The organism is Hydrogenispora ethanolica (assembly GCF_004340685.1).
Lineage (GTDB): Bacteria > Bacillota > UBA4882 > UBA8346 > UBA8346 > Hydrogenispora > Hydrogenispora ethanolica.
In genome coordinates this window covers 53,245-75,346 of sequence record NZ_SLUN01000017.1, presented here as the reverse complement: position 1 = coordinate 75,346, position 22,102 = coordinate 53,245, and the positions used below count along the sequence as shown (strand labels likewise).

The following is a 22,102-nucleotide window of genomic DNA, read 5'->3' as shown; positions in this document are numbered from 1 at the left end:
GTCTTCATTGGCGTTCTTGCGGTACAATAGGGTGGAGGGGCGAAACGCCCGCCGGCGGCGACCAAATTCCTATGAAGCAGAGGATGCGCTTTTGAAGCTGAATTACTTCTATAAGTTGTTACTCTCCTTTACGGCGATCATTATCGTGCCGCTCGTCGTCACCGGGGTGATCGCCTATGGCCTGTTGACCGAGATCCTGACCGGCGACGCCAGCCGCCAGGCTTATGAGAGCATCGTCCAGATCAGCCAGCGCATCGACGACCTCAATGAAGAGTTGGGAGCGCTCATCGACAGTCTCAGCCGGGATCCGGCCGTCCGCTCGGCGGTGCTCCAGGATTCGCTCTCCGACTACCAATCCCTTTACCAGCGGCTCTCCTCCCTCGGAGTCCGCCATAACATCGGCATCTTCGTTCTGAGCGCGCAGGGTCGGGCGGTTTTTGCCAAAAACACCCCGCCGGCCATTTATAATCCGACGGTCTATCAAAACTGGGGCATCTTTCGCGCCGTCCACGCCGCCAAACAGGAGCCGGTCATTTACGGCCATCACTACCTCAACTCCAAAGGCGAGACAGTCGTCTATAGCCTGGCCAAGGCGATTCTGGAAGCCAGGGGCCAGATCATTGGCTACCTCATCTTTGAGGTGTCCAAGAAACAGATCCTGGCGATCCGCAGCCGGATCAGTACCAATCTCAATCTGGACCTGGTCATTTTGGATCAGAATTTCTACATCATCGCCGATTTCGCCGAAGCCAGCCGCGAGGGAACCTTCTTCCGCTCCAACCAGCAAGCGGTCATTCGGGCCAAAGCTTCGGGAGTGCTGCCGCCATCCCGGAAAGAACGGGAACGGCTGCTGGTCTTCGATACCTCGCCCCGGACCGGCCTGGTCACGGTGGGCGTGCTTTCGCCGGAGATCGTCTTCGCCAACCGGCGGCTGATCCGCTGGATCATTCTCTCCGGCGCTCTGGCGAGCCTGCTCATCTGCCTGGCGATGGCCCTGTTGATCGCCCGCAGCATCTCCCGGCCGGTCCGGGAGCTGGTCGCGTGCATGAAACGGGTGGAGAAGGGCGATCTGGCCGCCCGGGTCGATTTCCGGCGCGGCGACGAACTGGGCGTGCTCGGAAACAGTTTTAACAGCATGGTGGAACGGATCAAAGATCTGCTCGACAAGGTCATCGAGAAACAGCGCCGGGTCCGCAACTCGGAGATCAAGGCGCTGAAGGCCCAGATCAACCCTCATTTTCTCTACAATACCCTGGACTCCGTGAATTGGCTGGCCCAGTTGAACCATGTCACCGAGATCTCGGTGATCGTCACCGAGCTGGGGCAGTTGCTCCGGAACAGCATCAGCAATGGCAATGACTTCTCCACGGTGGCCGAGAGTCTGGAGACTATCCAAAGCTATCTGCGGATTCAGAAGATTCGCTACAGCGATAAATTTACCGCCGCAATCGAGGTCGATCCCGCCATTCAGCAGTGCCAGATCCCAAAACTGATCCTGCAGCCGCTGGTGGAGAACGCCATCATCCACGGCCTGGAGAGCAAAGTGGGCCAGGGGGTCTTGACGGTGCGCGGCTACCAGGAAGGAGCGGAGCTGGTCTTCGAGATCAGCGACAACGGCGTCGGCATCTCCAAGAAACAATTGGCGGCCTTGAACCGGGAGATGGAGAACGAGGGCGATCAGGCTTCCAGCAGCATCGGGATCCCCAATGTCAACCGCCGCATCAAGCTCTATTACGGCAATGAATACGGCCTGACCATTCGGAGCCGGCGAGGCCGGGGCACTCAGATCATTTTGCGGCTGCCCGCAGTGGCTCAAGGAGAGAAAGACTATGCTTAAAGTAGTGGTCATCGAAGATGAAAATCTGGTGCGCAAGGGACTGATCCTGACCACGCCCTGGGAGGAGCTGGGCTGCGAGGTGATCGGCGAGGCGGTCAACGGCGTGGCAGGGCTGCGCCTGGTCAAACAGTCGCAGCCGGACATCGTCATCACCGATATCCGGATGCCCGGCCTGAACGGACTGCGGATGATCGAACGCCTGCGCAAGATCTCCCGGGCCGAATTCATCATCATCTCCGGCTACAGCGAGTTCGAATACGCCCAACAGGCGGTGAGCCTGGGGGTCAAGGATTACTTGCTCAAGCCGATCCATCCCGAAAAATTGCATCAGGTGATCCGCCGGGTGGTCCAGGAGGTCCGCAAGCAAAAGAATCTCCAGAAGCTCCAGGACGGCCTGGATTCGATCCAGGAAAGCCGGGTGATGCTCTTCAAAGAGTACCTGCTCCACGACGAGGTCGACAGCAAGGAATATTACGTCCGGGCAGCCATCGATTATATTAAAGGCCGTTACCAGCAGAACATCAATATCGCCGCGGTTGCCGAGCACCTGCAGATCAGCAAGAGCTATCTCTTCCGCATCTTCAAGGCCGAGACCCATTATACCTTCATCGAGTATTTGACCTACTTCCGGATAAAAAAAGCGATTGAGCTGTTAAAGAATAAGACCGTCAAGATTTACGAGATCGCCGGCCTGGTGGGATATCAGGATTACCGCTATTTCAGCGCCATCTTCAAGCGGTACGTGGGGATCAATCCTTCCGAATTCAAAGAGGGACTGAATAAGAACTGACCTCGCCGGATTGCCCGAATCCCGGCCCCGCTTCGTCGCGGCAACAACCGCTCTTCCTCCCGCCTTTTTCGTTATACCGTAGCCTCTCTTTTAGAAAATCCAGCTCCAATCCAAATTCTTCTTTGAAGCATCCTTTCGTGCAGATTTCCGCCTTCAAGTTTACGAAAAATATTGACAATAGCAGAATTTGGCTTACAATAAAATCAGATAAGTGAGCGATCGCTCCGCTTCGTGGAAAAATTGGGAAAAACGACGCCTGCTTTTAAGAATTCCCTATCGATCGTTCCGGATCTTCCATGACTGGAAACGGCCGCGAATGCTTGCTTGGAGATCAGATTTACGCCGGAATAGGATTCAAGGAGGAATCGATACGATGAAATGGTTTCATAATCTGAAGATCGGAACCAAGCTGTTGTCCGCATTCGTCTTGGTCGCGCTGATCGCCGGGGTCGTCGGAGTAACCGGCATTCTGAACATGAATGCCATCCGCGACGCGGGCACCGAGATGTATCAGCTGAATACGCTTCCTTTGGAACAGATCGGGAACGCCCGGGTCGCCTATCAAAGGATCCGGGTCAATTTGCGGGATCTCCTCGTCGAGCGGGGCCGGAAGGACCGGACTGCGTATGTTGATTCCATTAAAGAAGCGGACCAACAGCTGACCGCGGCCCTGAGTGATTTCGAAAAGACGCTCCGGACCGAAAAAGGCAGCCGGGAGATTGCCCGTTTTCGCGAGGCGCACGCCAAATTCGCGCCGATTCAGGAGAAAATCATCGAGCTGGCAGTCTCCAATCGCGAAGACGAGGCGCTCGCCACCTTAAGGGACGCCACGCCGCTGGCAGTGGCCATCGACCAGTCCCTGGAGAAGCTGGGCGAGATGAAAGTGGCGCTGGCGGTGGCCAAGTCGCGCCAGAATGAAGTAGTCGCCAGCCGCGCCCAGTGGACGATGATTCTCTTCATCGCACTGGGGATAATTCTTGCGATCGGCTTGGGACTTTGGATCGCCCGGATCATCAGCAAACCCGTGAGCGGCCTGATGGAAGGGGCCCAGCAGATCGCCCGGGGCGATCTGAATGTGCGGGTCGCGGTGTCATCCCGGGACGAGATCGGCGTGCTGGCGGAGGCCTTCCGGACCATGGCCGGCAACATTAACGAGGTCATGACGAACATCAATGCCGCCGCCGAACAGGTCGCCGCCGGCGCCAAGCAGGTCTCCGATTCCAGCATGGCGCTGTCCCAGGGCGCGACCGAACAGGCCAGCACCATCGAGGAACTCTCCGCGGTGATCGAGGAGATCTCCTCCCAGACCCGGCAGAATGCGGAGAATGCCGGCCAAGCCAACGAGCTGGCGGAAACCGCTCAAGTCAATGCGTCCCAGGGCAACGAACAGATGAACGGGATGCTCCGGGCGATGGAGGAGATCAACGAGGCCTCCGGCAACATCTCCAAGATCATCAAGGTGATTGACGAGATCGCCTTCCAAACCAACATCCTGGCGCTGAATGCCGCGGTGGAGGCGGCCCGCGCCGGCCAGCAGGGGAAAGGCTTCGCGGTGGTGGCGGAGGAAGTGCGCAATCTGGCGGCCCGTTCGGCCGATGCCGCCAAGGAGACGACCGCGCTGATCGAGGGGACCATCAAAAAAGTCGAGGGCGGCACCAAGATTGCCAACAACACCGCTGAGGCCCTGGACCGGATCGTGGCCGATGTCGGCAAGGTAACGCGCCTGGTCGGCGAGATCGCCATCGCCTGCCGGGAACAGGCCACCGGCATCGCCCAGGTCAATCAGGGAGTGATGCAAGTATCCCAGGTGGTTCAGACCAACTCGGCGACCTCCGAGGAGACCGCGGCTTCCAGCGAGGAGCTCTCCGGCCAGGCCAATCTCTTGCGCGAACAGGTGGGCAAATTCACCTTGCAGCGGAATCGCCGTTCCGGACTGGAGGAGATCCGGCCCGAACTCCTGGAGATGCTGGAGAAGATGCACCAACAACAAAACGCCGCGGAGCGCCCGGCGGCCCCGGCCGGGAACGGGAAAGCCGCGCCCGAAAACCTCCCAGCCGCAGCTCCGGCCGGATTCGGCAAGTATGGTGTGGCGGCCGCTGCGAGCAAGAATATTGACAATGGCGAGATTCCATTCTAAAATTAGACAAAATGCGAATCTTTTCCCATTGAGGCGAGCATGACGTCTTTATTGCCCCGGCGCGAAACCTTGATCATCACGGCGGTCGAGATCATCGGGGAGATGGGCATTCAAGCCCTCTCCACCCGTGAACTCGCCAAACGGCAGGGCGTATCCGAAGGAACGCTCTTTCGCCATTTCAAAAGCAAAAACGAACTGCTGGTGGCGGTGCTGGATTATTTCTCGCAATTCGACGCCGATATCGCGGCATCGGCGGAGCTGATGCGGCTCCCGCCCAAGCAGGCGTTGCGCTTCGTCATCAAAGCCTTCGCCATCTATTATCAGAACTATCCGGCGATCACCGCCATCCTGCAAGCCTTCGACGTGCTACGGCACGATCCGGAACTGGCCGCCAAGGTCAATGCCATCCTGACCAGCCGCAACGGCTTTGTCCGCGATCTGTTGACAGCGGCGCAAGGGGCGGGCGAGATCCGGGCGGAGATCGACGCGGAAAGCCTGGCCGATGTGGTGAACGGCTTTTTTCATTACACCTGTTTGATATGGCGGTTGAGCGATTATTCTTTTTCACTGCAGGAGCGGGTCTTGTCCGGGGTGGAGATGATCCTGGACGGCTTCACCCCCAAAGCAGGCTGATTTGGCCGGCGCCGCCCCGCGCGTTTTCGCCCGGACCGGATCTGGGAGGGCGAACCGCTGGCGGCCCCCGCTTCAGGAGGAAGTTCGATGCGGATCTTAATCGCGGAAGATGATTACCCCGGCCGGAAGTTTCTGGCCCAATTCATGGCCGCCTATGGCGACTGCGATCAGGTCGTCGACGGCATGGAGGCGCTGGAAGCGTTCACCCTGGCCATGGAGGAGAGCCGGCCGTACCGGCTGATCTGTCTGGACATCATGATGCCCAAGGTGGATGGGGTCAAAGTCCTGAAGGCGATCCGGAATTTCGAGATCCAGCAAGGGATCCTGCCGGAGAAGCGTGCGAAGGTCCTGATGATCACCGCCCTGGCCGAGACCGGCCATGTTCACCAGGCATTGGAGATCGGCTGCGACGGTTATGTGGCCAAGCCGGTCGGCATCGCCAAGTTGACCCAAATCCTCGCCGGGCTCGGCTTCTCCCCATAACGGTTCATCGGAAAAAGAGCTCCGCCCGGACCGGCGGAGCTGCTCCCATCCCTCTCAAAACCCGTCGCGTTTCTTCCCGCCCCGGTTTTTTCGCCGCGCCGGTGCCTTTTGCCCGGTTCCCGAATACCATATTCACAGAAAAAATTGAGCGGGAGGGAATGGCAAGTGCAGCGAAGATGCGGTTTTTTACTGGGTCTCCTGTGGCTGGGCATCGTCTGCTTGGGCGCGTCGGCTTTCGCCGGGGGCGGGACGAAGCTCCGGGTCGGGTATTTCCCCAATATTACGCATGCCCAGGCGGTGCTGGGCATGGCGGACGGCACGTTCCAGAAGGCGCTGGGCGATGAGGCGGTGATCGAGCAGTATGTCTTCAACGCCGGCCCGTCGGTGATCGAAGCGATGATGTCCGGCAACCTGGACCTCGCCTATATCGGACCCAATCCGGCGGTGAACGGCTATCTGAAGACGGACGGCATCTTGCTCCGGATCATCGCCGGAGCCGCCAGCGGCGGCGCGGCGCTGGTGCTCCGGAGCGATCTGGGCGTCAAGCGTCCGGCCGAACTGACCGGGAAACGGCTGGCCTCGCCGCAGCTCGGCAACACCCAGGATGTGTCGCTCCGGTTTTATCTTTTGAAACACCGCTTGAAACTCAAGGAGAAAGGCGGCACGGTCGAGGTGATCCCGGTGGCCAACCCGGATCAACTGACCCTCTTCCGGAAGAAAGAGATCGACGGCGCCTGGACGGTGGAGCCCTGGGTCAGCCGGCTGGTGAGCGAGGCCGGCGGCACCGTCTTCCTCGATGAGCGAAGCATCTGGCCGAAAGGCAAATTTGTGACGGCCAATATCATTGTCAGCGCCAAATTCTTAAAAGAACACCCGGATCTGGTGAAAAAATGGCTCCGGGCCCACGTGCGGCTGACCCAGCGGATCAACGCCGCTCCGCTCCGGGCCCAGCGGGAGTTGAATCAGGAGCTCAAAAACATCACCGGCCAGGCCCTGCCCGAAGAGATCCTCCGCCAGGCCTTCACCCGGTTTGAGCTGACCTACGATCCGCTGCCCAAGACGTTGATCGCCGCGGCCAACAGCGCTTTCGAACTGGGATTCCTGGGCAAGAAACGCCCGGATCTCCGGCATATCTACGACCTGACCCTATTGAACCAGGTGTTGCAAGAGCAGAAATTGCCCAGGATCCGGCCCTAATCCGGCCCGTCCCCCGGGGCGAAGCGACGGAGCCGCCCCGATCGCCCCGGACCAAAAGCGGCCGCCGGGCTATGAAACCCCCGCCATCTCACAAAGGCGGGGGTTTTTGTGAGCCGGAGGAAGCGGGGTTAACATATGGTAACGACGATTCCACCTTCTGGAACGGGATCGCGTTTTGTTGTATAATGAACGGTAATATGCATCCGGGTCGCAATGAAGCGAATTTCTAGACGGTCCGCCGGAAGCCGCGGGACAGGGCCTGCCGCTATGGGCGCGACGGAAGTCCCGGTCCGGCCGGGGGTTATCCCCGGTCCAAAAGGAGGAAGATCGATGTATCTGGAAGTCTCCATCGTGGGTTTGCTGGCCGGCATCGCGCCGGGGCCCGATTTCGTGGTAGTGATGAAGAACAGCCTGGGCTACGGCCGGAGCGCCGGACGTGCCACGGCCCTCGGGATCGCCAGCGCGCTGGTCATTCACGTCAGTTACACCATTCTGGGTTTTGCCTTCATCCTGCAACATTACCCGACGCTCTTTCACCTGATCCAGCTGGCCGGGGCCGGATACCTGGTCTGGCTCGGCTGGCATGCCCTGCGTTCGCGGCCGGCCCGTGAAGGCGCGGCCGGGAGCGAGGCGGCGGCCGGAGAGCCAGGGACCAAAAACAGCTTGGATGGCTTCCGGGAGTTTTACAACCGCTCCAAGCATTGGTTCGACCGAACCCTCGGCGCGGTGCTGATGTATTTCGCGGCGCGGATCATCTGGTCAGTGGTGAAGGGGTAGTGGTGAATGCGCGAAGAACGGTTTTGACCCCGGAATCATCGCTTGTTGCGGCGACAAGGAGGGCGTATCGGGTTATGGAATGAAATTTCTCGATGTTTGAACCATGATTCGCTTGATGAAAGGATTGGCCTGATTTTTTCAAAATCAGACTCATCCCTGAATCTTGTTAATCGAGTTCAGGTTCCCCTGTGACTGGTGATCCGGGGATGGGAAGGTTTATTCAATTCAGCTAAATAAAGAAGCCGCCGGGGTCCCGGCGGCTTGTTTCAATCTCGTTCCCCTTATTTAAATCGCAAGATTCCTTGCTCCCACATCTCGGGCGCTTCGTAGCCGAGCAGGTTGGCGGTGGTGGCCGCCAGGTTGGCCAGGCCGTATTTGCCGGGGACGATCTCATAGGCGCCGCGGTGTTGGTTGTCGTAGAAGATACAGGGCACCGGATTCAGGGTGTGGCTGGTCTTGGCCTTGATCCGGCCGCTCTTGTCGGTCAGCGGCTTGCCTTTTTTGTCGAGTTCGAACATTTCATCGGCATTGCCGTGGTCGGCGGTGATGATCGCCATTCCGCCCAGTTCGTCCAGGACCAGCAGGATCCGGCCCAGGCAGAGGTCGACGGTTTCCACGGCGATGCGGGCCGCCTCATAGTCGCCGGTGTGGCCGACCATGTCGCCGTTGGGGAAATTGACCCGGGCATAACGGTATTTGCCGGTCTTCAGCTCCGCGATGAGCTGATCGGTGATCTCGGCTCCTTTCATCCAGGGCCGTTGCTCGAAGGGGATCTGGTCCGACGTGATCTCGATGTAGGTCTCCAGCTGTTCGTCGAACTTGCCGCTGCGGTTGCCGTTCCAGAAATAGGTGACGTGGCCGAATTTTTGAGTCTCGGAGATAGCCAGCTGGCTGACGCCGGTGCGGGCCAGATACTCGCCCATGGTGTTGCGGATCTCCGGCGGGCTGACCAGGTAGCGTTTGGGAATATGCAGGTCACCGTCGTACTCCAGCATTCCGGCGTAGACCACTTTGGGCCGGCGCACCCGGTCGAAATAGGGGAAGTTGTCGTCTTCAAAAGCCTTGCTGATCTCGATGGCCCGGTCGCCCCGGAAGTTGAAGAAGATGACGCTATCGCCGTCGTTGATGGGTCCGACCGGCTGGCCGTTCTCGGCGATGACAAAGGGCGGTAGATCCTGGTCGATGACCCGGGCCTCCGCGCGGTAGGCGACGATGGCCTCATGGGCGGAGGGGAATTGTTTCCCTTCGGCCAGTACATGGGTGCGCCAGCCCAACTCGACCATTCCCCAGTTGGCGCCGTAGCGGTCCATGGTAATCTTCATCCGTCCGCCGCCGCTGGCGATCCTGACGTCGAAATCGGCCGAACGGAGTTCGGAAAGATACCCCTCGAAGGGATCGACATACTCCAGGGCCGAGGTCTCTCCGACGTCTCTGCCGTCAAGCAGAATGTGGATCCGGACCCGCCGGACCCCTTCCTGTTTGGCCCGGGCGATCAACGCCTTCAAATGGTCGATATGCGAGTGGACATTACCGTCGGAAAAGAGCCCGATCAGATGGAGCGTGGTGCCGTTGGCTGCGCAGTTGCCGGTCAGTTCCTTCCAGGCGGGACGGTCAAAAAGCTGGCCGCTGGCGATCGATTCGGAAACCAGTTTGGCGCCTTGGCTGTAGACTTGTCCGGCGCCCAGCGCGTTGTGTCCGACCTCGGAGTTGCCCATATCATCGTCGGTCGGGAGTCCGACGGCGGTGCCGTGGGCGGTGAGCAGCAGGTTGGGATAGTCCTTCAGCAAGCGGTCGAGGGTCGGGGTATAGCTTTGGGATACGGCGTTGCCTTCCGGGTTGGCCGAACAGCCGACGCCATCCATCACGATGGTCAGCACCGGGCCGTTAAAACCGTTGAACTTCGCGAATTTTTTCAGCATGTTTCATCCTCCGGCGGGTTAGTTATTCCTATTTTACAGGCAGCAGAGGTTTTTTCCCTGCGGCCCATTTTGGCACGAGACAGGACTAGGCACTCCGGGATGGGGAGCTTGCCCCGGAGTCGCAAGCAGTTTCTGGCGCGCCCGGCTGAGTGGGCGCATTTCCTTGAATGCCGAGTAAAACGGTTTCATCTCCATATAGTGTAAAACAATTCGGAAACCGCGTATAGTAAAATTTTGTTTAATTCCCGCGCCCGGCCGGGGCTACGACTCCAAGGCCTTGATCCGTTTCCAGAGCGTGGGGTGGGAGTAGTAAAAGGCCTCGTATAAAGGGTGCGGGTTGATGTTGTCCAATTCGTTGACGATAAATTTCTTGAAGACCGATACCAACGGTCCGGCGGTCCCGATCAGTTTGCGCGAAAAAGCATCGGCTTCATACTCCAGTTTCCGGGAGAACCGGGACGAAAAGGGCATAATGTAAAAAGACAGCACGTCAAAGAAGAAGACATAGGTGATGAAGAGTCCGCTGTAGAAGAGTTTCGGAATGGCGAACGCCTGAAAGGTGAAGTCGGCGGTCAGCAGGTAAAAGGCAAAGACCAAAAAGAGCAGGCTTTCCACCAGCACCATCAGCATCAGCTTGAGCAGGTGTTTCTTTTTGCCGTGGCCGATCTCGTGGGCCAGCACCGCCAGGATCTCCTCGTCGGTATAGTGGTCCACCAGGTTGTCGAAGAGAATGATCGTCTTATTCCTGCCGAAACCGGCGAATTGCGCGTTGGCGTGGCCCGATTTCCGGCTCTCGTCGGCCATGAAGATGCCGCGGATAGTGAAACCGGTCTGGCCGACCAGGGCGGTGATCCGCTCCTTCAGCGGCCCGTCGGGCAAAGGCGTCAATTTATAAAAGAAGGGGATGAACAGGACCGGCACCAGATACATGAACAGCACCGTCAGGCCGAAGATGATCCCCCAGCCGACCAGGATGTCGGTGACGGTGAAGGCGGTCCGGTCGCCCCAGAGCGCCAGGATCAGGCCCAGGACCACCACGGTCAGGACGGTATTCATCAGCCAGCTCTTCAGGTTGTCCGTCCACCACTCCCCGGGGCTGTACTTATTAAAGCCGTAGCGGGACTCGATGACGAAATGAAAATAAAAACTGAAGGGCAATTCCAGGGCCCACAGCGTCCAATTGATCAGCAGGAAGAAGAGCAGGCCCTTGGCCAGTCCCGGCCAGGGCAGGGATTGTACCCATCCGGTATAGCCCGCGTAAAGCGGCGTAAAGAGAAAACCCAACAGCAGCAGGGTATCGGCCAAAAAAACGATGGTTTGAAAACACATCTTGTCGGCATTGTACGAATCAATCCGGCGCAGCTGGGAATGATCGACCAGGCCGGCAATGGGGCCGGGGATCTGGCCGGCCTTCCGTTTGAGATGAATCAGATTTAAAAGGTTAAGAACCAGTTTGATCAAGATTTTTAAACCGAACAATCCCAGGAACAGATGGAGGAAGAGCAACGAACTCATTCAGTTCTCTCCTTATCATTAACTTTTGGATGGTCATGGAGCTTGCCGAAGCAGGCGATCGGGAAATGGGCACTGGCGGAGCCCGGGGAATGAGCCCGTCCTGCCGCCGGCCGGATGAAACCGGCAATGGGCCCGCAAGTTATCCCAGCTGTTGTCCATCTCCGGGTCATTTATATTTATTTCCTATTCAAAAAGAAATTCCTGCTTTTTTATGCGGAAACCCGGCCGGTGCCGGACGATCCGGAATAAGGCTCAGGATTGAGGGGGTTCCTGGACCTGTTTCAGCTTCTCATATTTGCTGACATAGGTCTCCCGCAACAGGATTTCCACCAGCCAGATCAGCTCCCGGACCTCCTCCGGCTTGACCGCGCTGGCCAGGGAGAGACCCTGTTTGATGAATTCCTCCAGCCGCCGGCCTTCCTTTTGGAAGCGCGCCGTAATGCCGGCGGCGATGACCGGATCGAGCCGGCTCTTGAGGACGATGGGGAAGGCTTTGCCCAGTGGTTTGGCGATCTTAAAAAAATCAGCCAGGATATTTTGCAGGCATTTCCGGGCCAGCAGCGCCGCGGAGCGGGGACTCAAGGTCAGGATGCGCACTGCCTCCTGGTAATCGGCGAGAATCAGCGCCGGAACTCCCTCGAAGTATTGTTCGCAACCGGAGAGCGGCAGCAGGGTCCATTGGAACTCCCGGTTCTCGGGTTCGCCCTCGTTCCGGCCCTTGGAGAGGTACATCGTCACTTTAAAAGTGAAGCGGCGGCACTCGGGATTGGGGCAGATCACGAATTCCATGGTAATGATGCGGGGCGGCCCGTCCTGGCCTTTGTCCAAAGTGGTCTGGGTCTGATAAAAATTGGTCTCCGTCACCACGCCGAAACAGTTGCAGTAGGGGCAGTGCCATTTAAAAGGGTTCATTCCGGGTCTCCTCCTCGCGACTGCTCGTGTCTGTTCTTGAAAATATACGACAGACGCGGCCAATTTATTAACGTGGAGCGAGCGCCGGGGAGGATTACGATAAATTAAAGGCGGCCGGCGCATGCTATAGATGTCGTACTCAATATTCTGTCCTGGCGGTGTGCGCCGTCAGCTTTAAAAGCCATGTGATAAAGTCTTTCGAAACGGAAATCATCCTTTCAATGGACTAAAAAACGACTTTATCACTTGCTTTTCTGAGCTTTTGTGTTCACCCTGACCTTCGGGCAGGGTTTATCACAACACTTTTAAGTCTGGGGAAGAAAAGAATGATGGAGGTGGGCGGAGTGTCCTATGTGGCAATGCTCGGAGTCTTGCTGGTGGCGTTTTATACGGTACTTTTCGGCTTGGAGCAATGGCGGGAGAAGAACTACGGCGGCGGCCTGGCGGTTATGGTTTTAGCGCTGCTCTGCATCGGGTTGCCCTTTTATATGCTCTTCCTCAATCACTAACGGGTCAGGCTGTCGACAAAGTAAAGTCGGCAGCCTTGTTTTACGCTTTACGAAAGCTTTAAAGAAGCTGGCGATGGGGAAGAAAAAGCGAGGGATGCCGCCGCCTCTTTCGGTGGGTTCTTTAGCTCTCTTATCCCGATTCTTTAAATTGAACAAGTTGCGGAAAACCACTTCTTTGCCTGCGGCTTGAATGCGGGTTTTGTCTACACTCTGACGGGAGCGGATGACCGCTCCCGTTTTTTTTAACCTCGGTTAACGCCGTTGCGGCGGTTGGAACTGAACTCCGACCCGGCGAATGGCCACCTTGACGCCGACCCGGATCTCCGCATCGGGAAACTTGGCCGGCCAGTCGAAACGGTCCCATTCCTGGGAAGTGGCCGTGGTCATCCGGACTTTATTCCCGAAGCCGAAGATATCGGAGTGATACTCCTTTTGAGCCTTGGTAATCACCCGGCGGATCCGCCGGGTCAGCTCAGCGGCGATCTTTTTGCCCAGGAGCGCTTCTTTATCGGGAGCGGTATAATCAATCCCGCTCTGGATACTGACTAGATCGGCTTCCAGCCGGCACTGGACTCTGAAACGCTGTTGCCCGCCGCTGGGCTGATAGCGGATCTGAGTCGGATTGCTGGCGATCAGACGGAAAACGATGTAGAAATTCGGCCGGATTGGATCCTCAATGGTCAGAAAAGCCTCGCGAAAATGGTTGGTCAACAAGAGCAGCATCTGGCTTTCGTAATTATCAAGGGCGCCTACCATTTTATCGGCGTGGAAGACTGCCGTTCCGATGCAGCGGATATCCTTGGCCTCTTCGGTCGGGGGCTTGGGGGTCTCTTCTTGCTTCGGGCCGCTTCCCCCTCCTTGCCCGCCGCCGCTGCCTTGCCCCGCACCGCTCTCCGCCGGCTGGCGCTGGTACTTGGCGAGGTATGGGGCATAGTTGTCCTGGGCATAGGCCTCATAGCGGTACATGAAATCATTGAGGGTAGTGATGGGAAACATCCCGTTGCTTTTGGAAAGCCCGATCAGGTCCTGGAAATATTCGCCGGCATTCTTCTCCAGCTTGGGTTGGACTTGCATCAAATCCGCGGCTTTGCCGCGGGCAATCAGGATATTCACGGTCCGGCGCATTTCCCGGAAACGGATCAGATTATCGATCCAGGGCAGCAACCCCTGGCGGGCCAGCGCGTCGCCGATAATAATGACCGAGTTTTGGAGCAAGGTGATCTCCCGGTTGACGGTGGTGTTGATTTTGTTGAAAGCTTCATAGATGGAGGGGGCTTCCATGGTGATGATGAAAGTCCCCGGCCCCTCCCCGCCGCCTCCCCCGCCCCCCGATTTGGTCTGGGAAGGGATGGCCAGCAAGGTGGTGACGCTCACCCCGCGCCCGTCGGAACTGGGATCCAATCCGAGCGCCTGGATCAGGCCGAGGCTTTCCAGTTCCTGCCGATCCCAGCAGCCGCTGAGCAACAATGGCATTACCGCCAGGACCGTCGCGAGGACGGATATCAGGATGCGGCGCGGTCTCATGAGTTGCCACCCACTTTCCCGCGGATCAAGGTCCAGCACCAAAGGAGCAGGGGAATGCCGAAAGCGACTCCGGAATAGCTATAACCGAGCCAGGCCAATTCGCTGGTGGAACCGCTCCATTGTACGGCCTGAGTCATCGAGGAAGGGATCATGCTCACCGCGAAGACGAGCACCGCCACGGGGAAGATTAACGGCCGGTAATCCTCAATCTTGAAGGTCTGCGCAAAGCTGGTGACCGAGCCGTAAAACAACCCTCCCAGCTGGATCCCGGCCCAGAAGAACCAGAGAAACACGAAGAGCGCCTCGACCCGTTGAAAGAATTCGCCGAAGGAGATGAGCCGGCTCAGCTGCAAAGCGGGAAAGATCAGCCCCTGGGTTGCGACGTAATTGAAGACCATCACCGTGATGGCGGCGAGGGCCGTATTGATCAGGGTCGCCAGGATCAGCCCGTAGACTCCGACCCGAAAACGCTTCTCGCGCTTGCGGATTAGCGGGGCGATGATCCCCAGCAGCAATATTTCGGCGAACGAAGAGATTTCAAAGAAAGAAAACCGGATGACCTTCAAGACGCCCGGCCCGAGCGCCGGCGTGATATAATCCAACTTGGCCTGGGGTAGCGCAAAGCCGATAATCAGGATTAAGGCCGCCACCAGATACGGCCCGAATAACCAGGCGACCCGCGACAAAATCTCGATCCCGAGCAGGTTGGCGTAGACCAGCAGGAATAAAAAAGCGAGCGAGATAACGCTGATCGGCGTGTGGGGCAGGATCGCCAGGATAAAGCTTTCGGCAAACTGCCGCAGATAGAGGGCTGTCAAGAACATAAAAAAGACCGTGATCAAAAGGCCGATGATCTTGCCGATCCATCCTCCGGTTACTTTTTGAGCGATCTCCACCAGATTGAGCTCGGGATATTTGGCGAGCACCGCGTTAAGAAAGAACCAGCCGATGAGGCTGCAGATCCCCGCCAAAAGGACCGTGATCCAGCCCGCGGCGTCGCTGAGCAGCGCCAGATTGCGGGGGAAGGAGAGAAAGATCTTGGCGGTCAACAGGATGACGATCAGGGTCAAGGCTTCGCGGTGTCCGATTTTTTCTTCACGAATCATGGTCATCCTCCTCTTCTGAATGGTCTGCCTGGGGCCGGTCCCAGGGCCGGGCGTTCCATTTCTGGCGGATGGCGTCCAAAGGCCGGAGGAAGACCGGACGGTACGGTTGGGCGTAGGAACGGGGCCGCAACACCCGGTCTTTATTTTTGGGCCGGTAGGGAGCGATGGGCGTCAGGAACGGCACGCCGAAACTGTTGATGGAGGCCAAATGGAGCGCGAGCACGAAGACGCCGAAGGCGATCCCGAAAAAACCGAGCACCGCCGCGAGGACCACAAAGATGAAACGCGAGATACGGATCGTAAACGAGGCATTATAGTTGGGCACCACAAAAGAAGCCAGCGCGGTGATGGCGATGATGATGATCAGGATCGGACTGACGATGGAGGCGCTGACCGCCGCCTGGCCCAGGATCAAGGCGCCGACAATGCCGATGGTGGGACCGATGACGCTCGGGATCCGCACCCCCGCTTCGCGGATCAGTTCGAAGGCAAATTCCATGAAGATGATCTCCACAAAGGCCGGAAACGGCACCGCTTCCCGGGCGGCGGTCATCGCCAGCAGCAGATCGGTGGGGATCATCTCCTGGTGGTAATTGACCACGCCGATGTAGATCGCCGGCAGCAGCAGGGCGATGAAGATGGCGCCGGAGCGGATCAGCCGGAGAAAGTTGCCGAAGGGCCAGCGTAGATAGTAATCCTCCGCCGCGTGCAAAAAAATGGTGAACGTGATCGGTACCACCAGCGAGAAGGGGCTGTTGGCCATCAACAGCGCCACGTGACCTTCCCGGAGATAGGCTGCGACCCGGTCCGGCCGTTCGGTGGAGAGCATCTGGGGCACCAGTGATTTAGGGTGATCCTCCAGGAACTCCTCCAGCATGCCGGTCTCCGGAATGTAATCGACCGTCTCGGCGATGGTCTGGATCCGGTATTTCACCTCTTCCACCAGTTTCGGATTGGCGATATCCTCGATATACATCATCCCCAGCAGGTTGTTGCTGCGCTTGCCGACCCGGAGGATCTCGGTATAAAGCTTGGGATCGCGGATGTACCGCCGGATGCTGGCGGTATTGGCGCGGAAGTTTTCATTGAAGCTTTCTTGGGGTCCGCGCACTACCGGCTCATTGGAGGGTTTCTCGATGCCCCGGTGTTCCCAGCCTTTGGTCTCGATGATCAGCGCCTCGTTGCCGCCGTCGACCAGCAGCGCGCTGGAACCGTCCAGCACTCCGAAGATGACATCCTGGCGTTTCTTGGTGCGCTGAATCTGGTGACCCGGGAGCAGTTTTTGATAGACCCTTTCGATCACATCGCCGGAATCGCCCGACTCATCGTGGCCCAACACCATCAGAGGCTCGAGGATCGCAAAATTTTGGGTGTTGCGATCGCTGAGTCCGTCAATATATATAATGAGAGCTTTCCGATTCAAGGCCGGGATCTCGAAATCGCGGATGACCACATCCATATTGGTGGGAAGCCCGAAAATCTCTTTGAGTTGCGCCTCATTCTCCGCCAGATCCCGGCTCAACTCGGCCCCCGGCTCCTTTTTGGGAAGCGGCGGCCGCTCGAATGACTGATTGCCCAGGGAAAAGCGCTGGTCTTTGCGGTGGAATTGAAAGAGCCTGCCAAAGAACGCACTGAATTTCATCGCTATTCCTCCAAATCATGGCTTAGTATGCACCGGTTTGCGGGTTTCTATATGCCGTAAACCGGCGGGGTTGGAAGTCGTTCATCAATTATTTCAGGAGGTTGCCATGGGGAAGATTAAACCGCAACCGCTGGCGCCGGGCGCACGCATCGGGGTCGTGGCCCCGGCTAGCCCGGTGGAGAAGCCGGAGGCGGCCGAGCGGGCGATGGCGGAATTATTGGCCGCCGGCTACCAAGTCGAGGCCGGCACGACCGTCCGTTGGCGTCCGGGGTATCTGGCCGGGAGCGACCTGGAACGCCGCTCCGATCTGGAAAGGCTTTGGGCCGATCCGGCGGTGGCCGCCATCTGGTGCCTGCGGGGCGGTTACGGCACACTGCGCTTATTGCCGAAACTTTATTACAGCCTCTTCGCCAAATTTCCCAAGCCGCTGATCGGCTTCAGCGACATTACCGGCCTGGAGTTGGCCCTATGGTCCCAAATCAAGCTGGTGACCTTTCATGGCCCGGTATTGACGACGCTGGGGCAAAGTACTTTCAGCGCCGCTCAGGCCCTGCGGATGCTGTCCGGAACGGCGGAGACTGCTCCGTTGCCGTGGCCACCCCAGGAGGAGCGGTTGTTCGTGCCGATCCGGACCGGCCGGGCCATGGGACCGCTTTTGGGAGGGAATCTGGCGACGCTCCTGGCGCTCCTGGGCACCCGTTTTTTGCCGAATTTCGACAATGCGGTGGTCTTCGTGGAAGAGACCGGAGAAGCGCCGTACCGGATCGACCGGATGCTGACCCAGCTGCTGCTGAGCGGGGTCTGGGACAATGCCGCCGCGGTGCTGGTGGGCCGCTCGCTCCCTCCGGAGCAGGGCAAAGAGGCGGAACTGATCGCCGTCTTCGCCGAGCGCTTGGCGCAGTTGGACTGTCCGGCGGCGTATGGCTACCCCATCGGCCACGCCGCGCACCAGTGGACCCTGCCGCAGGGAATCCGGGCGGAGGTCGACACCGGCTGCGGCGAAGTTTGCTTGCTGGAATCGCCCTTTGGGGAGCATACGATGTGAGAAAATTGGCATAATTTTAAAAATAATCTTCCCTTGAATGGTAATGTCATCAAGCGACGATCCCATATCTTGGACTTTTGTTTCGACGGTGCCTACACGATAGACGATATGCGGGCCAACCGGGGCATGAATGCCCCGGCTACAAGATGTAAGGCCTTCTGTGGCTAATTTTAAGCAGAATATTTCATCCCATTGTTTAGGGCCTTTCAAGGTCCTTTCGCCTTGTAGCCGGGTGATTTATCGCCCGGTCGGCGTTCCATTTCGTCAGCCAAATTTTTCTACGATAGCTTGATGACATTGCCCTTGAATGGAGAGGGATATCCGGAATTTGTATTTTAGATTGTGGGTATAAGGTGCTACGAAATGTCATCTTCAAGAAGGAAGATTCAGGCGGGCGATGCGCCATTTGCCAGCGCAGTGAGGAATTACTGGCGCATTGCCGCGATGCTGGAAGAGGATTATGAAAGTTTTTCGCGAATTATCTCCCTATGGGACTGGAAATCATGTGAACCTAAGGATGGGACGGCAGAAAACTTACGTTGATGCCTTTGGAGTCTCAAGCCGGTTTCCGCAGGCCCGGGGCGGGGGAAACCCCGGGACGCGGAGCCATGACGGGGTTGGGAACCAATCGCGTTTGGAATCGTTAGAAGTCTGTAAGCGCAGAAATGAGAGCTTTGCCGGATTTCCTGAATTCCGCAATCCGTGGCGGCGTTCCCCGTCGCCAGCGGTGATTGGGGACAAGGACTTGGCTGAAAGGAACGCGGCAGTTCTCAGAGAAAACGGAAGGGGAAATCTTTGTGAAGAAACTGACACTGATCGGCCTGTTCATTACGGCATTGCTGCTGATGGTCTCCGCCGCGGCCCTGGCCGAAGAGCCCGCGCCCCAAAGCAGCGTCACCGGAATCTTCGGCGTCGACGGCTATGGCGATCTCGATCTGCACCTGGGAGAGAAGACGAATCTGGAGGCTCATTATCAGTATGATGCCTTGACCACCGGCCTGAAATACCGGTTCTCGGATAAGATCGCGGTCAAAGGCGGGGTGCGCTACGATACCGAAGCTGAGGACTATAACGGCTACGCCGGACTGGATTTTTCGATCCCGTTCGGTACCAACCTGCGGCTGACCGGTTTTTATGATACGGGATACCGGGGCGAGGACTGGGCCCGTTACGAAGCGGCGGTCCGGATCCAGATGTATCCGCGGATCTTTTTATTCGCCGGAGTCCGGGGCGAGAACGGCGACGACATCATCATCTATGACTATAACGACGACAACCAGCCGCAGCTTTTCCTCCGCGGCGACCTGGGGTGGCAGTGGAACAAATGGGAGCTGCACCTGCAGCCGATGCTCTATATCGAAGGCGAGTTCTTCCATGATTACCAGCTGAAGTATCATGTCAGCGATCAGACGAGCCTGGTCCTGGACATCAATAGTCAGTACGACAAGGATCCCAAGTACCGGGTAGGTTTCCAGCATAAGTTTTAAAGGCCGGACCCGGCTCTTGAGCCACGGCCGGTGACATGCTGGAGAAGGTAGTTATCAATCGAAAAACAGCAGCAAGGGCGGCCGGGAGCCGCCCTTGGTCGCATTGGGGGGGGCTCGTCATTGCGTCGCGCGACGATTTTGGCAATGTTGGGCGTATTCATCGTTTCCGGCGGAATCGGCTACTATCTGGGCCGGACGGCCACCATTCCGCTGCTCCGGGAGAACCGGCGGCTGATGGCGGAGAACCGGGAGTTGGCCACCGAAACGGCGGCGGTATTCTTCATGCGGACGGACGGGAATAATTTCTCGCTCCAGCCGGTGCTGGTCCGGATTCCCCGGGACGGCGACCGGCATCGCCGGGCGCTGGCGGCGTTGTTCGCCGGACCGCCGGCGGGCTCCGGTTTGGAGAGGCTGTTCCCCAGAGACACCGCAGTACTGGATCTGAAGGTCGCGAACGGTCTGGCCACGGTGGACTTGAATCAGGCCGCCACCCGTCTGAACGTCGGCGCCGAGGGGGAGGCTCTGGCCGTCGCTTCCCTAGTCAATACCCTCACCAAGTTTCCGGATATCCACCAGGTGAAGATCCTGGTGGAAGGGAGCGAGGTGGAATCGCTGGCCGGCCACGTCGATCTGACCCAGACTTTTGGCTTTAACGATCGGGTGTTGGCTCCCGAATGACCGGGGCAGCCTTCCGGCCGCCCCGGCCATATCCGTTCAAGAGGTTGCCCCCGCCGCAGGGGACAGCCTTTTTCTTTTGCTCCCGGGCGGAGCCGCCGTGCATGGCAGAAATTGGCGCGGCGCCGGAGATGAAGATTTTGGACTCGCGCCCGGCGGGCGGCAGGGACTGCGGCTTTTTTACAGAATTACTATGGTATTGGAATCATGACGGTCTTATTACATTCAATGCGAGGCCGGAGTCAGCAAAGCTGACATCATGCCGGATGGAGGAAGTCAACGATGAGTATTGCATCCATTGCCGAACGGATCCCCCCGCAGAATATCGACGCCGAACGCTCGACGCTGGGCTCGATGTTTTTGGAGAAGGAAGCGATCGAAAAGGGCCTGGAACTGTTGCAGTCCGAAGCTTTTTACCGCGAGGCGCACCGGGTCATCTTCGAGGTCGTATTGCATCTGCATAACCACGGCGAACCGGTGGACATCATTACCGTTTCCGAAGAGTTGAAACGCCGCAACATGCTGGAGAAGATCGGTGGGATCCCCTACCTGACCGCTCTGGCCAACGCGGTGCCCACCGCCGCCAATGTCGAATACTACGCCAAGATCGTGGCGGAAAAGGCCTTGCTCCGCTCGATCATCAACACCGCCACCGAAATCGTCCGCCTGGGCTACGAGGGCGCCGACGAGGTGGACAGCATCCTCGACCAGGCCGAAAAGCAGATCTTCCAAATCGCCCAACAGCGCCACGTCAAAGGGTATGTCGCGCTCAAGAGCATCCTGATCGACACCTTCGAACGGATCGAGCAACTCTATGAGAACCGGGGCGGCGTCACCGGGCTGGGCACCGGGTTTCGCGATCTGGACCGGATGACCGCCGGCCTGCAACCGTCGGACCTGATCATTCTGGCGGCCCGGCCCAGTATGGGCAAGACCACCTTCGCCCTGAACCTGGCCAGAAACGCCGCGGTGGACTACAAAGCGCCGGTGATCGTCTTCAGCCTGGAAATGTCCAAGGAGCAGCTGGCCCTGAAGCTGCTCTGTTCCGAGGCGGGCGTCGACAATCAGCGGATCCGTACCGGAACCCTGCGCGACGAGGACTGGCCGCGCCTCTCCCACGCCCTGGGCCGGCTCTCCGAGTCCAATATCTACATCGACGACACTCCCGGCGTGACGGTTTTCGACATCCGGGCCAAGGCCCGGCGGATCAAGGCCGAGGCCGGCCTGGGATTGATCGTCATCGACTACCTGCAGCTGATGCAGTCGCGCGGCCGTTCCGAGAACCGGCAGCAGGAGGTGTCGGAGATCTCCCGGTCGCTGAAGGCGCTCGCCCGCGAGCTGGAGGTGCCGGTGATCTCCCTGTCCCAGCTGTCGCGCGCCGTCGAGCAGCGGACCGACAAGACGCCGTCCCTAGCCGACCTGCGCGAATCGGGATCCCTGGAGCAGGACGCGGACATCGTCGCCTTCCTCTACCGCGAGGATTATTACAATAAAGAGACCGAGAAGAAAGGGATCACCGACCTGATCATCGCCAAGCAGAGAAACGGCCCGGTCGGCACGGTGGAGTTGCTCTTCCAGAAGGAATTCAGCAAGTTCGTGGGGCTGGATCGACAGCATCAGATTTAGGTTAACATCGTGACCCCGGGCCCGAACGGCAGTAGCAACAATCGTGTCGTTCCTCCTTTGAAGCAAGCGAGAGGGGAACCTTGATTTACCGGGTTTATGAAACTTTGAAACAAAAAGCTCAGTCAAACATGGTCCCCCTCGCTACTGAACTTCAAACTTATCCCGTTCGAGGCAGCCCTCACCCCCCCTCTCTCGTCAAAGGCCGGTAGAGGGTTTTGGGAATGGATTGGCAAGAACGGTCTTCGATACCCTTCTCCCGGCCGATGCCGGGAGAAGGGCTGGGGATGA

The 22,102-nt window shown here is 58.3% G+C and carries 19 protein-coding genes; 13 read left to right on the top strand and 6 right to left on the bottom strand.

The features are described 5' to 3' along the window. The first annotated feature begins 91 nt into the window (after positions 1 to 91). The 7 genes from EDC14_RS14345 (at position 92) to EDC14_RS14315 (ending at position 7,854) form a co-directional block, all read left to right on the top strand. Positions 92 to 1,837 (top strand): cache domain-containing sensor histidine kinase, encoded by a 1,746-nt coding sequence (locus EDC14_RS14345; RefSeq protein ID WP_165908025.1) that lies wholly within the window; start codon positions 92 to 94, stop codon positions 1,835 to 1,837. Continuing rightward, positions 1,830 to 2,627 (top strand): response regulator transcription factor, encoded by a 798-nt coding sequence (locus EDC14_RS14340; protein ID WP_132014991.1) that lies wholly within the window; start codon positions 1,830 to 1,832, stop codon positions 2,625 to 2,627. The genes EDC14_RS14345 and EDC14_RS14340 overlap by 8 nt, the downstream gene beginning before the upstream one ends. A gap of 373 nt (positions 2,628 to 3,000) precedes the next feature. After that, positions 3,001 to 4,764, top strand: coding sequence for a methyl-accepting chemotaxis protein (locus EDC14_RS14335; protein WP_132014990.1), 1,764 nt, complete (start codon positions 3,001 to 3,003; stop codon positions 4,762 to 4,764). Positions 4,765 to 4,803: 39 nt separating this feature from the next. Then, entirely contained in the window at positions 4,804 to 5,397 is a 594-nt protein-coding gene (locus EDC14_RS14330) for a TetR/AcrR family transcriptional regulator (RefSeq protein ID WP_132014989.1), read from the top strand. 87 nt (positions 5,398 to 5,484) lie between these two features. Then, positions 5,485 to 5,880, top strand: a complete 396-nt coding sequence (locus EDC14_RS14325; RefSeq protein ID WP_132014988.1) for a response regulator transcription factor — start codon at positions 5,485 to 5,487, stop codon at positions 5,878 to 5,880. Positions 5,881 to 6,045: 165 nt separating this feature from the next. After that, positions 6,046 to 7,077 carry an ABC transporter substrate-binding protein gene (locus EDC14_RS14320; protein WP_243662936.1) on the top strand — a complete coding sequence of 344 codons (1,032 nt, stop codon included), beginning with the start codon at positions 6,046 to 6,048 and terminating at the stop codon, positions 7,075 to 7,077. A gap of 330 nt (positions 7,078 to 7,407) precedes the next feature. Next, positions 7,408 to 7,854: a LysE family translocator gene (locus tag EDC14_RS14315; protein ID WP_132014986.1), complete on the top strand. Its 447-nt coding sequence runs from the start codon at positions 7,408 to 7,410 to the stop codon at positions 7,852 to 7,854. Between the two features lie 281 nt (positions 7,855 to 8,135). Here the strand turns inward: EDC14_RS14315 and gpmI are convergent, their stop codons facing one another. The 3 genes from gpmI to EDC14_RS14300 form a co-directional block, all read right to left on the bottom strand. Then, on the bottom strand, positions 8,136 to 9,773 hold the full coding sequence (gpmI, locus tag EDC14_RS14310) for a 2,3-bisphosphoglycerate-independent phosphoglycerate mutase (RefSeq protein WP_132014985.1): 1,638 nt from the start codon (positions 9,771 to 9,773) through the stop codon (positions 8,136 to 8,138). Positions 9,774 to 10,034: 261 nt separating this feature from the next. Next, on the bottom strand, positions 10,035 to 11,288 hold the full coding sequence (locus tag EDC14_RS14305; RefSeq protein WP_132014984.1) for a M48 family metallopeptidase: 1,254 nt from the start codon (positions 11,286 to 11,288) through the stop codon (positions 10,035 to 10,037). A gap of 252 nt (positions 11,289 to 11,540) precedes the next feature. Then, on the bottom strand, positions 11,541 to 12,200 hold the full coding sequence (locus EDC14_RS14300; RefSeq protein WP_132014983.1) for a hypothetical protein: 660 nt from the start codon (positions 12,198 to 12,200) through the stop codon (positions 11,541 to 11,543). Between the two features lie 326 nt (positions 12,201 to 12,526). Here EDC14_RS14300 and EDC14_RS14295 point away from each other — a divergent pair, with 326 nt between their 5' ends. Further along, positions 12,527 to 12,709: a hypothetical protein gene (locus EDC14_RS14295; protein WP_132014982.1), complete on the top strand. Its 183-nt coding sequence runs from the start codon at positions 12,527 to 12,529 to the stop codon at positions 12,707 to 12,709. Between the two features lie 252 nt (positions 12,710 to 12,961). On the opposite strand, the gene EDC14_RS14290 is transcribed toward EDC14_RS14295, so the two are convergent. Genes EDC14_RS14290 through EDC14_RS14280 form a run of 3 tightly spaced genes read right to left on the bottom strand, consistent with a single transcriptional unit; the run spans position 12,962 to position 16,981 of the window. Next, positions 12,962 to 14,233, bottom strand: coding sequence for a Ger(x)C family spore germination protein (locus tag EDC14_RS14290; protein WP_132014981.1), 1,272 nt, complete (start codon positions 14,231 to 14,233; stop codon positions 12,962 to 12,964). Further along, positions 14,230 to 15,339, bottom strand: a complete 1,110-nt coding sequence (locus tag EDC14_RS14285) for a GerAB/ArcD/ProY family transporter (protein WP_165908024.1) — start codon at positions 15,337 to 15,339, stop codon at positions 14,230 to 14,232. Before EDC14_RS14285 ends, EDC14_RS14290 begins: the two co-directional genes overlap by 4 nt. Next, positions 15,329 to 16,981 (bottom strand): spore germination protein, encoded by a 1,653-nt coding sequence (locus EDC14_RS14280; RefSeq protein ID WP_132014979.1) that lies wholly within the window; start codon positions 16,979 to 16,981, stop codon positions 15,329 to 15,331. Before EDC14_RS14280 ends, EDC14_RS14285 begins: the two co-directional genes overlap by 11 nt. A gap of 106 nt (positions 16,982 to 17,087) precedes the next feature. Between EDC14_RS14280 and EDC14_RS14275 the strand changes: the two genes are divergently transcribed. The 5 genes from EDC14_RS14275 (at position 17,088) to dnaB (ending at position 21,814) form a co-directional block, all read left to right on the top strand. Beyond that, entirely contained in the window at positions 17,088 to 18,026 is a 939-nt protein-coding gene (locus EDC14_RS14275; RefSeq protein WP_132014978.1) for a S66 peptidase family protein, read from the top strand. A 363-nt stretch (positions 18,027 to 18,389) separates the two neighbouring features. Beyond that, positions 18,390 to 18,569: a hypothetical protein gene (locus tag EDC14_RS27075; protein ID WP_132014977.1), complete on the top strand. Its 180-nt coding sequence runs from the start codon at positions 18,390 to 18,392 to the stop codon at positions 18,567 to 18,569. Positions 18,570 to 18,823: 254 nt separating this feature from the next. Beyond that, a complete protein-coding gene (locus EDC14_RS14265; RefSeq protein WP_132014976.1) occupies positions 18,824 to 19,513 on the top strand; it encodes a hypothetical protein in 690 nt (229 codons plus the stop codon). A 120-nt stretch (positions 19,514 to 19,633) separates the two neighbouring features. Then, positions 19,634 to 20,191, top strand: a complete 558-nt coding sequence (locus tag EDC14_RS14260) for a GerMN domain-containing protein (RefSeq protein ID WP_132014975.1) — start codon at positions 19,634 to 19,636, stop codon at positions 20,189 to 20,191. A 279-nt stretch (positions 20,192 to 20,470) separates the two neighbouring features. Further along, positions 20,471 to 21,814, top strand: a complete 1,344-nt coding sequence (dnaB, locus tag EDC14_RS14255; RefSeq protein ID WP_132014974.1) for a replicative DNA helicase — start codon at positions 20,471 to 20,473, stop codon at positions 21,812 to 21,814. The last annotated feature ends 288 nt before the right edge of the window (positions 21,815 to 22,102 follow it).